The following is a 14,035-nucleotide window of genomic DNA, read 5'->3' on the forward strand; positions in this document are numbered from 1 at the left end:
TTTTACATCATTCCTGGCATACCCATGCCACCCATTCCTGGCATACCCATGCCACCCATTCCTGGCATACCCATGCCACCCATTCCTGGCATACCCATGCCACCCATTCCTGGCATGCCCATGCCACCCATTCCTCCCATTGGATCTCCACCTGGCCCTCCAGGGGCTGCGACTTCAGGCTCTGGAATATCTGCCATAGCAACTTCTGTTGTGAGGAGCATAGCTGCAATAGATACTGAATCTTGAAGGGCTAATCTTATTACTTTGGTTGGATCTAATATCCCTGAATCTTTTAAATCTTCATATTTTCCGGAATTAGCATTAAAGCCTTTGTTAAGTCTTTTAATTTCAGAGACAACTACATCACCATTAAAACCAGCATTTTTTGCTATTTGTTTGGTTGGTTCCAAAAGGGCTTCTTTAATTATATTTATCCCTGTTCTTAAATCATCGGAAGATGTTTGACTTAAATTTAAAAGGTCATCTGATATTTCAATTAAAGTTTGTCCTCCTCCAGAAACAACACCCTCTTCAATAGCAGCTTTAGTAGCATTAAGGGAATCTTCGATTCTCAATTTTTTATACTTCATCTCTGTTTCTGTAGCAGCTCCTACTTTGATAAGAGCTACTCCTCCAGCTAGTTTGGCTATCCTTTCATTGATTTTATCTTGATCATACTCTGATTCAGTTATATTGACTTCTCTCTTTAATTTCTCTACTCGTTCTTTAACTAAATCTTTAGTGTCTTCGAAGGCAACAATTGTAGTTTTATCCTTTGTGATAGTTATTTTTTTTGCTTTTCCTAAATCATTAATCGATACTTTATCAAGTGTCATTGATTTATCTTCACTAATTAACTTAGCCCCTGTAAGAATTGCAATATCTTCAAGGGCAGCTTTTCTTCTCTCACCAAATAACGGAGCTCTTACTGAAGCAACATTTAAAACCCCACTATTTTTATTTAAAACCAGAGTGGTTAAAGCCTCTCCCTCGATATCTTCAGCAAGAATTAGAAAAGGTGAGCCTGACTTCTGAATTTCTTCAAGTATTGGAACTAGATCAACTAAAGTTGAGATTTTTTGATCAGTTATTAATATTTTAGGGTTTTCAAGTTCACAAACTTGTCTCTCTTGGTCTGTTACGAAATATGGAGAACTATAACCTCTATCAAAAGACATCCCTTCAGTTATATCTAATTCTGTTTCTAGTGATTGAGATTCTTCAACAGTTATTACACCATCTGAAGTAACAATATCCATTGCTTTCGAAATTATAGATCCAATTTCTTCATCACCTCCAGCACTGACTGTCGCAACTTTTTGGATATCAGAACCACTCAATGAAATACTTTTGGAACTTAATTTTTCTAAGACAAAAGCTAGGCCTGCCTCCATACCTTTTTTTAACTCAATAGGGTTGGCGCCAGAAGCAATATTTTTTAATCCTTCCTGAACCATCTTCTGAGTCAGAATGGTTGCTGTTGTTGTTCCATCACCAGCACTCTCTTTTGTCTTGGATGCGACTTGTTCTATTAATTTCGCACCTAAATTAGAAATAGGGTTTTCAATCTCGATCTCTTTAGCGACTGTAGATCCATCTCTTACTATGTCTGGCGAACCAAATTTCTTTTCTATTACAACGTTTTTTGCTTTTGGCCCAATAGTAACCTTTACTGCATTAGCTACGAAATTTACACCTTTTTCTAGAGCTTCTCTTGATTCATTAGAAAAACTTAACTGTTTAGCCATGTTTATTTGATCTTTAACCTTATTCTAATCTCCCATAGAATCATTTTTTAGGGATATTTAATTAAGTGGGGAAAGCCGAATTTCTTTTAATTAGACATACAAATTAACTCAAATAAGAGTATCTTTAAATTATGGAAGAAACAAATAATCTTATTTTTACTCTTACCGCAATCCTCGCGATTGCTATGACACTAATATATTTTCCTTTAAGATTTTTCTTGACATTAACAGCTAGAAGTCGAAGACTAAAACTTTTACAAAAAATTAGAAGATTAAGAGATGAATTGGGTCAGCCTTATCAAAGTACATAATTAAATACTCATACCCCCGTCAATACTGATTGTTTGCCCTGTAATGTAGCTCCCTGCATCACTTGAAACTAAGAATGCCACTAAGTTTGCAATTTGAGTACAACTTCCTAATTTCCCTAAAGGAATAACTTTAAGAATCTCTTCAGTATTAAGTTTTTCAGTCATCTCTGTTTCTATGAAACCAGGAGCTATTGCATTTACGTTTATACCTCTTGAAGCAAATTCTTTAGCGCAAGTTTTGGTAAATCCAATAACTCCAGCTTTGGCAGCAGAATAATTTGCTTGCCCTGGATTACCAATTATTCCAACAACAGATGAAATATTTACGATGCTACCACTTCTTTTTTTCATCATAAATTTTGAAGCATATTTTGTACAAAGAAAAACTCCTTTTAAGTTCGTATTGAGTACGTCATCCCATTGTTCCGATTTCATTCTCATCAATAGTCCATCTCTCGTAATGCCAGCATTGTTAATGAGGATATCAATGGTGCCATTAATTTTGATTATTTCTTCAAAAGCTAAACTGACAGAATCCTCTTTTGAAACATCAAATTTTAATTTATGAGCTTTACCTCCCGAATTTTTTATTGAATTTACAACTTCTTCAGCTTTTTCATCAGAAGAAGAGTAATTAATAAAAACTTCTGCTCCTAAGCGGCTTAGTTCTAAAGCAATTTCTTTACCAATTCCTCTGCTAGCTCCAGTGATTAAAGCAACTTTGCCTGATAATGAATCTTTATTGGACATTATGAAATTTTATAATGTTCAATCGTAGTACTATTTGTGTAAAGATATTGCTTTTATTTATAATTGTCTAGAAAATATTAAGACCTTCTATTGTGCACTTTTTAATACCAGCTGCAGGGAGCGGTAGCAGAATGAAAGCTGGAAAAAATAAATTACTTATTGATTTAGAGGGAGAGTCTTTGATTTTTTGGACACTAAAATCTGTATTTTCTGCAAGCTCAACAAATTGGGTTGGAATAATTGGGCAGCCGAAAGATAAAAATTTATTATTAAATTCAGTAAAGGATTTTGCCCCTAAAGTTCATTGGATTAATGGTGGTAATACAAGACAGCAGTCAGTTTTTAATGGTTTAAATGCGCTACCAAAAGATGCTGAAAAAGTTTTAATACATGATGGTGCTAGATGTCTAATTAATCCTGAATTGATAGACCTTTGTGCCAAGGAATTAGATGAAAATGAAGCTGTAATTTTGGCTACTAAGATAACTGACACAATAAAGATTGTTGATAATAAAGGTTTTATTAAAGAAACACCAGATAGAAATTATTTATGGGCAGCGCAAACTCCTCAGGGCTTTTTAGTAGATAGATTAAAAAAAGCTCATAAGATGGCAATTGATAAAAACTGGAATGTCACAGATGATGCCTCACTATTCGAAATGCTTAATTGGAAAGTGAAGATTATTGAAGGAACTTATTCAAATATAAAAATTACATCCCCTATAGATTTGAAAATAGCAAAACTTTTTGTGAAGAACCCCTAGTTAAAAAGGTGTATCGATACTAAGAATGCCATCATCACCATTTAAGGTGGCTTCGTATCCTAAAGGAATGCAAGCATTTCCAAATATGTGGCCTATTGGGAGGTCAAAAAGAATAGGAAAATCAAACTCTTGGAGTCTTTCAATAATGCATTTTTTTAACAAATCTTTCCATTCAAGATCGCAGGAATCATTAGAAAAACTTCCGAATCCAATGCCAGCAATTTCAGTAAGTGTTTTAGTCATTCTGAGGTAAGTCAACATTCGATCAATTTTATAAATATCTTCATTAATATCTTCAAAAATTATTATTTTTCCTTTGCAATCTGGAAAGTGATTAGTACCAATTAAAAAAGTAGCAATAGTTAAGTTAGAAACGATAATTTCTCCTTTAGCTTTCCCACCCCTTAAAGGAATTCCTCTTATGTCCTCAACATATCCCTTAAAAAGTAAATTTCTTAATCTCTCAAGACTCCACTCGGGCTCTTTGGAAAGGCCAGTAACCATGGGGCCATGAATAGAACCTATAAATCCTTGAGAATATTTAGATAGTAATAAAGAACATGTATCTGAGAATCCAAGCATTAAACCATGCTGCCAAGAAGGTTCTTTTTCTAATATTCTTGCTGAACCCCAGCCCCCTTTTGCAAAAATGATTAGCTTACTATTTTGTGCTTTTTCCAGTTCTTCATATCTAGTTAGATCATCACCTGCAAAATAACCAAATTTTTTTGATAGAGAATTATTTTCATTAATTTCCAAGCCCCAGTTTTTTAAAATTTCTATGCCTTTTTGAAAATTTTCGTCTTCATCAATAAAGGAGCCTGGAGCTAAAATATCTATTAGATCTCCTTTTTTTAATCTAAAAACCATATTTAGAATTTATGAGGCAATAATAATTCCTAATAAAAGGACTCCTCCATAAATTGATTGATTTTTGAAGTGATTCCCAATATTTTTTATTGATTGCTTTTCCTCAGGAAATACTTTTATTATATCTCTCTGCATTAAGATTGACGTTGTGAGCCAAATTGGCCAAAAAATAAAATTCATTTGATTAATAAATCCGCATAATGCGAGAAAACTAGAAGTTAAAAAATAACAAATTTGAATAGTTATTCTCGTATTGTTCTGGAGGTTAACAGCGGAACTATTTATTCCAATTTTGATATCATATTTTTTATCTGCTAAAGCATAAATAGTGTCAAAGCCAAAAGTCCAAAAAATGGTGGCTAGCCAGCAAAACAATAAAACAATACTATTTAAATTGCCTTCATTTGCGGCCCAGGGAATTAAGACAGCAAAACCCCAGCATATGGATAAGATTAATTGAGGATATTTAAACCATCTTTTGGCAGAAGGATAAATTAAAATAATAGGTAATGCTAAAAAAGCAAGTGAAATGGAAAGGATTCTTCCAGGTTGAGGGATTGACAAAGTTAAAAAGAAGCTACATAAAATTAAAAAGAAAAGAATTGAATAAGCTGTGTTAAGACCTATTTTATTTGCAGCTAAAGGTCTATTTTTTGTCCTAAAAACTTTTTGATCAATTTTTTTGTCCCAAATATCATTAACCACGCAGCCTAATCCACTTACTAGTAGTCCTCCCAGAATAATTCTTAGCAACATTAAAAATGTTGGATTAGCATCTGGGGTCAAATATAAACTCCATCCAGCAGGAATAAGTAAGATCATTCTTCCAGTCGGCTTATTCCACCTTAATAATTCAAAAAAAGTACTTAATTTAAGTTGTTGATTTTTATTTTGCATATGACCTATTGTATATTTCATAACTTTAAATAATCTTACTAGGATTAAATGATTTCTATTATTTAATAATCAATCTTGGGTATATTTATTAATGGATTAAAGATATCTGCATCTCATAAAAAGAAATGATACAGAAACAAGATTTAAGATATTTTCAAGAAAAGCAAATTTTAGTAGCTTCTATAGATATTGGAACTAACTCTATACATCTCTTGGTGGCAGAAATTAATCTAGAATTAAAATCATTTTCAATAAAATTCACTGATAAATCAACCACTCGTCTTGGAGAAAGAGATGAGGAGGGTAATCTCACTGAAGAATCAATCCAAAGAGCATTAGTTACTCTTAAGCGATTTAAGGAATATTGTAAAAGTAATGGAGTAAAACAAATAGTAACAGCAGCAACAAGTGCAGTTAGGGAAGCTCCAAACGGTCAAGATTTTATTAGAAGAGTTCTTGATGAAACTGATATTCAAATAGAAATGATAAGTGGATCTGAGGAAGCAAGATTAATTTACCTTGGTGTTCTTTCTGGTATGGCTTTTGAAGATAAGTCTTTTGTAATTATAGATATTGGAGGAGGATCTACAGAATTAATACTTGCAGATAAAAAAGATGCTAAAGCTCTTACCAGTTCGAGAATTGGTGCTGTAAGACTTAAAAATGATTTTTTAAATAAAGAGTCTATAAATTCAGAAAGATCAAGTTTTCTAACAACTTTTATTAAAGGATCTTTAGAACCATCTGTTCGAAAAATAAAGAGTAGATCTAAGGGAGATAAGAATTTATCTATGATTGCAACCAGTGGCACTGCAACCTCATTAGGAAATTTGATTTCAGATGATTTGGGAGAATCTAAACAAAAGTTGCATGGTTATAAATTTAAAAGGGAAAATTTACAAAATGTATTGGAAAAATTAATTAAATTGCCAGTTTCGGAAATCAAGAAAATACCTTCATTAAGTGAGAGAAGAGCAGAAATAATTATTCCAGGAGCATTGATATTAAAAACCGCAATGGAGATGTTGAACTTTAATGAATTAATAATAAGTGAGAGGGCGCTTCGAGAGGGTTTGGTTGTAGATTGGATGCTTCGTAAAGGGATAATTAAAAGCGAGTTTAATATTCAAAGTAATATTAGAAAAACGACTATAGTTCATCAGGCTAGAAAGTTTGGAGTAGATAATACAAGAGCTGAGAAAGTTATTGATATTGCCTTTCAAATCTATGATCAGACTAAAAATATCTTTTATAGCGATAATGCCCCTAAAGCCAAAGAACTTCTTTGGGCAGCTTCGAATCTTTATAATTGTGGTAGATACGTGAATGTTGGTTCATATCACAAACACTCTTGGTACTTAATAAAAAATTGTGAGTTGTTGGGATATTCTGAAGCAGAAACAAATATTATTGCTTCAATTGCTAGGTACCATAGAAAGAGTCTACCCAAGAAAAGACATGAGTCTTGGCAAAATTTAATATCCAAAGAAGATAAAACATTAGTTCTTGAAATGTCATTAATCCTGAGACTAGCAGCATCTCTTGATCAAAGACCTGACAAGGTGATCTCCTCAGTTCAAATAAAATTGCAGAAAAATATTCTTACTTTTGAACTTTTACCTTTAAATAGAAACCATGATCTTCTTCTTGAAAAATGGAACTTAGGATTATGCCGTAATGTAATAAAAGAACTAAAGAATTTGGATTTAAAAGTTATTTAGTTTTTTTAATAAGTTCTTGTTTTGGAGTTTGATTCTGAGAAGAGTCTGAAAATAAATTGAAAATTAAGGACGAGGCGATTAGTCCCAGAAAGCCTGAAATTAAAATAAATATTAGGAATCCTAATGGATTGAAATTTTTAGATTGCCTAGATTTGTAATTTTTTTTGGAAACTTCTTCAACTATTTCTTCAATTTTGACTTCTTTCCTCTCTGTCTTGAATTCATCCATTAAAAATTCTGTATCAACTTTGAGTTTTTGTGAAATCCGTCTAATCATTGCTTTGACAAATACTTTTTCAGGTAGTTTTTCTTCATTACCTTCTTCTATGGCTTCAAGTTGATGAGCGCCGATTTTTAAATCAGAGGCCAATTCTTCAATAGATTGATTTTTACTTAATCTAGCCTCTTTAATGAAATTTCCGATTCTCTTTAAAGAGGAATCTCCTCCTTTATTGTTGATTTCCGAAACAGATTTTATTTCTTTCAAAGCAAGTAAATTTTTACTAATTATAGTAATTAATATTTTTCTAACAACTTAAAGATTATTTATTCCTAAAGAGATGTCTATAAGATGGATTATAAAGATTAGATCTTTTTTGAGAATTACTAATTGCTGGGCTAATTATGTAAATAGTTGTTCTAATTAGTCTTTTCTCAATAGAAAAATTTTCCATATCTTTTAATTCTATTAATGACGTCCAACCATCATCCCAAGATACTCTGAATCCAACAATCACTTTAGTCTCTGGAGGGTAGAACTCTAGTAGAGTTTCTTGAGACCTTTTCACATGTCTAGCACTTAGATAAAGACATATAGAGGAGTTGTGTTTCGCAAGATCTTTCAGAGATTCTTTTTCGGGCATCCCTGTTCTCCCTCCTGCTCTAGTTAAAATTATTGTTTGCGTTACGTCAGGGATAGTTAACTCAGCTTCATGATATGCTGCAGCAACTTGAAAAGCACTTACTCCAGGAACAATTTCGATTTTAATTTTTTCGTTTTTTAAAATTTCGATTTGTTCTCTAATTGCTCCAAAAAGGCAAGGGTCTCCATCATGCAATCTTACAACAGTTTTCCCTGCCTTAAATTTTTCTATCATAATTGAGGTGATTTGCTCTAAGTTGAGAGAACTCGTTTTTATTTTTTCAGAACCTTCTTTAGAAAAATCTAAAATCTTTTCAGGAATTAGAGAATCAGTCCAAATAATGACATCTGCAATTTTTATCTTTTTTAATGCTTTTACAGTTAATAATTCTGGATCGCCTGGACCAACACCTATAAAGGATATTTTTTTATCCATTCTTTCTATTTTTCCCAGTGTATGTTCTCAATCTTAAAAAAAATATTCCAATTAATCCAGAAGAAAATAGAAAAATACTTATAAATTGAGCCATTCTTATACCTCCATCACAGAAAGGTGGAAGTCCACCAATGCATAGTGGATCAGTTCTTAAACCTTCAATCCAGAATCTTCCAAAGCTATAACTTATTAAATAAAGACAGCTAATTAAGCCAGGCCTGAAAAAATCTGTTTTAGTTTGTTTATTAAAGGTAATGATGAGGAGTATGAAAATAAAAAGATTCCAAAATGACTCATAGAGAAATGTAGGATGAAAAAATTCATAATTAAGAAATTCTAAAGGCCTATTTTGAATAGGTATAAATAATTTCCAAGGCAAATTTGTAGGAACTCCAAAGGCTTCATTATTAAAAAAATTTCCCCACCTTCCTATTGATTGTCCAAGAATAATCGAGGGTATTAATATATCTATAAAAGTTTTTAAATTAATTTTTTTCGATCTACAGAAAAAGATTATAGATATTAATCCTCCAATTAGACCTCCATGAATTGCTATTCCTCCTTCCCAAACTGCAAGAAAAGAAGGTATTTTAATGATCTTATTGAATAATTCTAAAGAAGTAAAAAAGCTCTCTCCACTATATTGTCTCCACTCAAAAATTACGTAATAAGCTCTAGCTCCAATTATTGAAAAGATTATTAATGATGGAAGTATTTCACTAATATACTCTGGGTTAATATTTCTTGCTTTTGCTAGTTTTTTAGAGATAAATAGGCCTATTAAAACTGAAACCGAAATAAGCAATCCATACCATCTAATAGTTAGAAATCCTAAATTTAAAAAAGTTTCTCCTGGAGATTGTATAAAAGCTTGAAATATAAGCATTTAAAGAAAGTTAGATACCCTCTGCTGCTTGCACTTTTTCTACTTGTTTTTTCTTTAATACTAGAAGTATTTGGGTTAGACCTACACCAATAAAGAATGCAATCAATCCAATTACTCTATAAGGGCTCTGAAGTACAACCTCAGCATCTAATTGCCCAAAGCCGCCAACGTTGGGATCATTAGTAAGGGGGTCACCTGCATTAATCTTGTCTTGTGCTTTTACGATAAGTTGAGGACCAATAGGAACTGCTTCAGTAGTTATCTCGCCATTCTCGTTTTCTATATTGACCTTATAGCTACCATCTTCAATTGTTTCTATTGAATTTATAGTTCCCGAGGTGGAAGAAGTGAAAACTACATTATTGCTTTTGTCTCCAGTTGGGTATACCTGTCCTCTTCCTCTGTTGCCCCCGATATGTAACGAGTATTTTCCATAGTGATATTCTTTATTAGTGGATGGATCAGGGGAAAGCACAGGGAAAACGATTTCTTTGTTGGTATCGCCAGGTAAAGGTCCGACAATAATGATATTATCTTTCTCTTCACTGTAATTAGTGAAATAAACCCCTTCTGTCTCCTCTTTAATTTCTTCGGTCCATCTTTCTTGTGGGGCAAGTTTAAAACCATCAGGCAGCATTACAACAGCACCAACTTGTAATGGAACTTCAGAACCATCAGCACCGATCTCTTTTAAGTCATTTTTGTAGGGTATTTTGACTACAGCTTTGAAGACACTGTCTGCTCCAACAGATTGAGGAACCTCTGCAATTGTAGGCATCTGAGCTAGATGACAATTTGCACAGACTATCTTTCCTGTGGCTTCTCTTGGGGATTCGTAGTTTTGCTGAGCCCAAAATGGATAAGCAAAAGTGATACTTGGATAAAATACAATGCTCGAAATGAAAAGCAGCGTACAGATAAATAGACTTGTTTTTTTCATGATTTGATTTTTAAGACCTTTCATTTTTTTATGCCCACCATGGATTTTCATTAGTTCTAAAGTCAGTTTCTGACCATTGCTTAACGAGTACAGCATCATCTTCAATATCAACATGAGCTAGGGCTAAAGATAAAGGAGCTGGCCCTCTGACTACCTTCCCATTTGTATCGTACTGACTGCCATGACAAGGACATATAAATTTATTAGCACCACTATCCCATGGGACAACGCAACCTAAATGAGTACAAATTGCATTTAAACCAAATTCTCCTATTTCACCACCCTCATTAACTATTAAATAAGTTGGATCTCCCTTGAGACCCTGCACTAGGCTTCTATCTCCTGCTTGATGGGTAGCTAACCAACCTGTCTTAGTTATTGGATTCCCTAATTCATCTTTAGCAGAAGTTCCACCACCACCACCACCTGCTCTTAAAGGCATGAAATAATTTGCGACGGGGTAAAGGGCTCCTAAAGCTACACCAGTTGCAGTACCAAATGTAAGAAGATTCATAAATTGCCTTCGACCCATTGAAGGGACATCATTGGAACTTAATTGAGTCATTCGCTACTTGGTTCTGTTATTTATTAGTTATTATGAATCAAATTGTTCAATTTCTGTTGCAAATAGATAGGACTTTTAATAATTTAAAGTAAAAGTTTAGGAAGTCTTAATTAATCGATTTAAATGAACCCATTACTAGTAGATGAAGTTATCCATTATTTGATTCATCGTTGGGGAAAGAAATATGATTTTAGACTCTTTAGAAGAGGAAAATTTGTTTATTTTCAAATGATGTGGGGATTTCTTGGTCAGGAATCATTTCCTTTAAGTGAAGATGAATATAAAAAATCGATAGCTGATAAAATCGAGATTTTAAATAGAAGTGGATATTCAGAAGAAGTAAGGGAATGGCTAAAGAAAGTCAATTCTAAGCCAAGGTTAGGCAGAGCTGTCAGCTTGCAATTAAATCTTAATGAGAAGATGAAAGAGTTTTTGACTTAAGATTTTCTGATAAGTAAGTTAATCCAGTACCCACAAAAAATAAAAACACAATCGATATAGATAGCAACGACATTGTCAATGGGTCTGTTGAAGGGGTAATCACTGCAGATAAGATTGCGGAGGAGATTACAACTATCTTCCAATTCGAAATCATTTTTTCTGTTGTAATTATTCCAAGAGAACCAAGAATAAATTGTAATACTGGTAATTGAAAAGCTATTGCAGTGCTAGACATTAATAAGAGAACAAAATCAAAATATCTTTCTATAGACCAAGTTGGTTCAACAATATCAGCACCGAAAGTAATAAAGAAATTTATTGCTGCAGGGACTAATAACCACCATGAAAAAATTAATCCTAAAAAAAACAGAAGACCTGAACCAAAAACCGCTGGCAAGATAAGGCTTTTTTCTTGTTTTGTTAAGCCAGGAGAAATGAATAGTATTATTTGATAAAAAATATAAGGCATTGAAACTATCAATCCGCTGTAACCTGCAACTTTAATAGCAACGAATAAAAACTCTCCTGGAGCAAGTTGGAGTAAATGAATATCGCCTGCTGGGATTTCCAAAAAAGATATTAATGGCTTGATGATGAGAAAACTAAAAAATATTGAAATAAGTATTGAGTAAATTGAGTTTAGTATCCTTTGACGAAGCTCGTCTAAATGATCGCTAAAAGTCATAGAATCTGACAGTTTATTTTCACTTTGACCTATACCACTCATTATTATTTGATAAAGATTTTGTAAAAAAAGGGGTTTAAAATTACTACCATCAAATTCAAATTTATTTTTCGATAAATTTAATTATTTGCCTAATTTAGGATTAGTTGGATCTGGTAATAAGAAAGGAGGGGCATCATTTAGGGATGATTCACCATATGTTTCATATTCTCTATATCCACCCATTTTCCCATTTGTTTTCATTAATGCGCTTACGAATGCAAGTAGTAAGAAAACAGTAGGAGCTCCTATTATTAATGCAGCACCAAATAGATATCCAACAATAAATTCTGGAAAACTATGATTTCCTAAAAATTCATGAGTGCCCAAAAGAAAATCAAACATTTAAATTTAAAATTTTTTTTATTATAAACTAAATTACTCTTTTAAGATTTTTTTTAATGTAATCTTCTCCTCTTGTAGGATTTCCCCAAATAATTTCTCCATCTTTAAAGGAAACGCAACCCGGCCCTCCTTTTTTGATTTTCTGCAAATCTTTAATCTTTACTAAATTAATTGGAACTTTAATGTTTCTTTTTGCCTTACTAAATAAAGCAGCTAAATCTGCAGCTATTTGAAGATCTTGTTCAGATGCTACCTGAGATGAAGACTTCAAAACTACATGACTGCCTGGTGATTCCTGTGCATGAAACCATAAATCGCCTTTTTTTGAGAACTTAAAGCTAATTAAGTCATTTTGCCTCATGTTTCTCCCTATCTGAAGCTTCAATCCTGTTGGAGTGTCAACTTGAATTGGTGAAGATTGTATCTCAGATGTACTTTTGTTATCTTCTCTTTGCCTCTTGATATTGATATTAAATTCGTTACAAATTTCTTCCATAATTTCTTCGAGTAGTTTGATTCTAGTTAAAAGTTTTTCATGATTTAAAGAATTTAGATTTTCTAGAAGTGTAGTAAATTCATCTAATCTTTTTATATTTGTTTTGTAAATGCTTAATCTTTCTTTTATCAATTCTCTTGATCTCTTAAGTTTTTTTGACTTTTTATATAGTTTTTGTCCTTTAATAACATCTCGTTTTTTAATTTCATTTGAAGTGAATATATTGTCAGCTTTTTCTTTGTATACCTCGTAGTTTTCTGATTTTGAAAGAAGATCATATTGAATATTTAAATTCTTTTTCTCAGTATTGGTCTGTTTAAAAATTATCCCTTCAATTTTCTTTTCCAATAATTCAATTTTTTTTTGTTTTAGATGATAATCATAATAATTCTCTAAACTGGTGCATAAATCTATTTTATTTTTGCAATTAATTTCTTGATCAACAAACCAAACGCAATAAAAATCTTTATTAAACATGGAAAAGTTAAAGTTATTGTTTTTAAAACTATTTATCCAAATCTTCCAATTTTTAAATATCTCCTTTAAGTCTGAATTGTTAATGAAATCGATATTTTTTTCCATTATTTCCGAATTGCTAGTTTTGCTAAAAACCTCTAATTGTTTTGTGAGGATAGGGCTAACTCCTTGATAGGTATTTATTAAGCAGTATTTCAAAGACTCAGGAACTATTGAAATTGAGTCTTTCCATGATCGAAAAGACTCATCTTCTCTAGGTTGTTTTTTGAGATTGACTGGAGGGCCAGAATAAATTGATCCTGTTGAAATTGTTCTAAAACTAGATTGACTTGATTTAATTTGTTTGCCAACTGCAATTATCTTATGTTTATTATCCAAATAAAAAATATTGCTATGTTTTCCCATTAATTCAAAAATTAAATACTTATCAATTTCTTCTCCAGGTTTTTTTGCAAAACTAAATTTTATAACTCTCTCGAAATCATCTTGATCAATCGAAATTAAAGCCATATATTTTAATCCGTATCTTATTTGTTTAGAAAGTGTGCTTTCTCTTCCAATCTTTACTGGCTTGTTTATCTTTAGTATTCTAGGAGAGTCTCCATTCCATGAAACTTCTAACCATGTTTGAGAATCAATTCCTCTGAAACATAATTGAATTGTATTAGGCTCAGGTTGTTGGGCAGTTTCGAACTTTGTAGGTAAGATGTTCTTTGCTAAATAATGCAAGACAGACCTAATAGATGTAATATCCATTATCTGTGGAACACCTTTTTGCATTATTCCTATTTAATTCACAAGA

The 14,035-nt window shown here is 32.3% G+C and carries 16 protein-coding genes; 4 read left to right on the top strand and 12 right to left on the bottom strand.

Annotated features, from left to right (window positions below; genetic code table 11):
- Positions 1 to 2: 2 nt before the first annotated feature.
- Complete coding sequence (gene groL / locus HA149_RS02370) at positions 3 to 1,748, bottom strand: chaperonin GroEL (RefSeq protein WP_209112673.1); 1,746 nt, start codon at positions 1,746 to 1,748, stop codon at positions 3 to 5.
- Between the two features lie 131 nt (positions 1,749 to 1,879).
- Here groL and HA149_RS02375 point away from each other — a divergent pair, with 131 nt between their 5' ends.
- A complete protein-coding gene (locus HA149_RS02375; RefSeq protein ID WP_075487712.1) occupies positions 1,880 to 2,059 on the top strand; it encodes a hypothetical protein in 180 nt (59 codons plus the stop codon).
- On the opposite strand, the gene fabG is transcribed toward HA149_RS02375, so the two are convergent.
- Entirely contained in the window at positions 2,060 to 2,809 is a 750-nt protein-coding gene (fabG, locus tag HA149_RS02380; RefSeq protein WP_209112676.1) for a 3-oxoacyl-[acyl-carrier-protein] reductase, read from the bottom strand.
- A 92-nt stretch (positions 2,810 to 2,901) separates the two neighbouring features.
- Between fabG and ispD the strand changes: the two genes are divergently transcribed.
- Positions 2,902 to 3,573 (top strand): 2-C-methyl-D-erythritol 4-phosphate cytidylyltransferase, encoded by a 672-nt coding sequence (gene ispD, locus HA149_RS02385; RefSeq protein WP_209112679.1) that lies wholly within the window; start codon positions 2,902 to 2,904, stop codon positions 3,571 to 3,573.
- Here ispD and HA149_RS02390 read toward each other — a convergent pair whose 3' ends face one another.
- Both HA149_RS02390 and HA149_RS02395 read right to left on the bottom strand, forming a co-directional pair.
- The gene (locus HA149_RS02390) at positions 3,574 to 4,443 is read right to left on the bottom strand and encodes an LD-carboxypeptidase (protein ID WP_209112681.1); all 870 of its coding nucleotides are present in this window, start codon (positions 4,441 to 4,443) and stop codon (positions 3,574 to 3,576) included. It abuts the gene before it with no gap.
- Positions 4,444 to 4,452: 9 nt separating this feature from the next.
- Positions 4,453 to 5,361 (bottom strand): 4-hydroxybenzoate polyprenyltransferase, encoded by a 909-nt coding sequence (locus HA149_RS02395; RefSeq protein ID WP_432421768.1) that lies wholly within the window; start codon positions 5,359 to 5,361, stop codon positions 4,453 to 4,455.
- A gap of 104 nt (positions 5,362 to 5,465) precedes the next feature.
- On the opposite strand from HA149_RS02395, the gene HA149_RS02400 reads away from it, so the two are divergent.
- Positions 5,466 to 7,061: a Ppx/GppA phosphatase family protein gene (locus HA149_RS02400; protein WP_209112683.1), complete on the top strand. Its 1,596-nt coding sequence runs from the start codon at positions 5,466 to 5,468 to the stop codon at positions 7,059 to 7,061.
- Here HA149_RS02400 and HA149_RS02405 read toward each other — a convergent pair.
- From HA149_RS02405 to petC, 5 genes are read right to left on the bottom strand one after another with little or no spacing between them, the layout of a single operon-like run.
- Positions 7,054 to 7,548 (bottom strand): helix-turn-helix domain-containing protein, encoded by a 495-nt coding sequence (locus HA149_RS02405; RefSeq protein ID WP_209112685.1) that lies wholly within the window; start codon positions 7,546 to 7,548, stop codon positions 7,054 to 7,056. The genes HA149_RS02400 and HA149_RS02405 overlap by 8 nt on opposite strands.
- Before the next feature lie 55 nt (positions 7,549 to 7,603).
- A complete protein-coding gene (cobM, locus tag HA149_RS02410) occupies positions 7,604 to 8,359 on the bottom strand; it encodes a precorrin-4 C(11)-methyltransferase (RefSeq protein WP_209112686.1) in 756 nt (251 codons plus the stop codon).
- Positions 8,352 to 9,245, bottom strand: coding sequence for a prolipoprotein diacylglyceryl transferase (gene lgt, locus HA149_RS02415; RefSeq protein WP_209112688.1), 894 nt, complete (start codon positions 9,243 to 9,245; stop codon positions 8,352 to 8,354). Before lgt ends, cobM begins: the two co-directional genes overlap by 8 nt.
- A 10-nt stretch (positions 9,246 to 9,255) precedes the next feature.
- A complete protein-coding gene (gene petA / locus HA149_RS02420) occupies positions 9,256 to 10,188 on the bottom strand; it encodes a cytochrome f (protein ID WP_432421769.1) in 933 nt (310 codons plus the stop codon).
- A 25-nt stretch (positions 10,189 to 10,213) separates the two neighbouring features.
- Positions 10,214 to 10,750, bottom strand: a complete 537-nt coding sequence (gene petC, locus HA149_RS02425; protein ID WP_011817974.1) for a cytochrome b6-f complex iron-sulfur subunit — start codon at positions 10,748 to 10,750, stop codon at positions 10,214 to 10,216.
- 123 nt (positions 10,751 to 10,873) lie between these two features.
- Here petC and HA149_RS02430 point away from each other — a divergent pair, with 123 nt between their 5' ends.
- Positions 10,874 to 11,191 (top strand): DUF3067 family protein, encoded by a 318-nt coding sequence (locus HA149_RS02430; RefSeq protein WP_209112692.1) that lies wholly within the window; start codon positions 10,874 to 10,876, stop codon positions 11,189 to 11,191.
- Here HA149_RS02430 and tatC read toward each other — a convergent pair.
- The 3 genes from tatC to HA149_RS02445 form a co-directional block, all read right to left on the bottom strand.
- Positions 11,160 to 11,918 (bottom strand): twin-arginine translocase subunit TatC, encoded by a 759-nt coding sequence (gene tatC / locus HA149_RS02435; RefSeq protein WP_209112694.1) that lies wholly within the window; start codon positions 11,916 to 11,918, stop codon positions 11,160 to 11,162. The genes HA149_RS02430 and tatC overlap by 32 nt on opposite strands.
- An 81-nt stretch (positions 11,919 to 11,999) precedes the next feature.
- Positions 12,000 to 12,260, bottom strand: a complete 261-nt coding sequence (locus tag HA149_RS02440; RefSeq protein WP_079293330.1) for a hypothetical protein — start codon at positions 12,258 to 12,260, stop codon at positions 12,000 to 12,002.
- A 28-nt stretch (positions 12,261 to 12,288) separates the two neighbouring features.
- Entirely contained in the window at positions 12,289 to 13,989 is a 1,701-nt protein-coding gene (locus HA149_RS02445; RefSeq protein ID WP_209113913.1) for an NFACT RNA binding domain-containing protein, read from the bottom strand.
- Positions 13,990 to 14,035: the final 46 nt, after the last annotated feature.

The sequence above is a fragment of the Prochlorococcus marinus XMU1406 genome (assembly GCF_017696055.1).
In the GTDB taxonomy this organism is placed as follows: domain Bacteria; phylum Cyanobacteriota; class Cyanobacteriia; order PCC-6307; family Cyanobiaceae; genus Prochlorococcus_A; species Prochlorococcus_A marinus_W.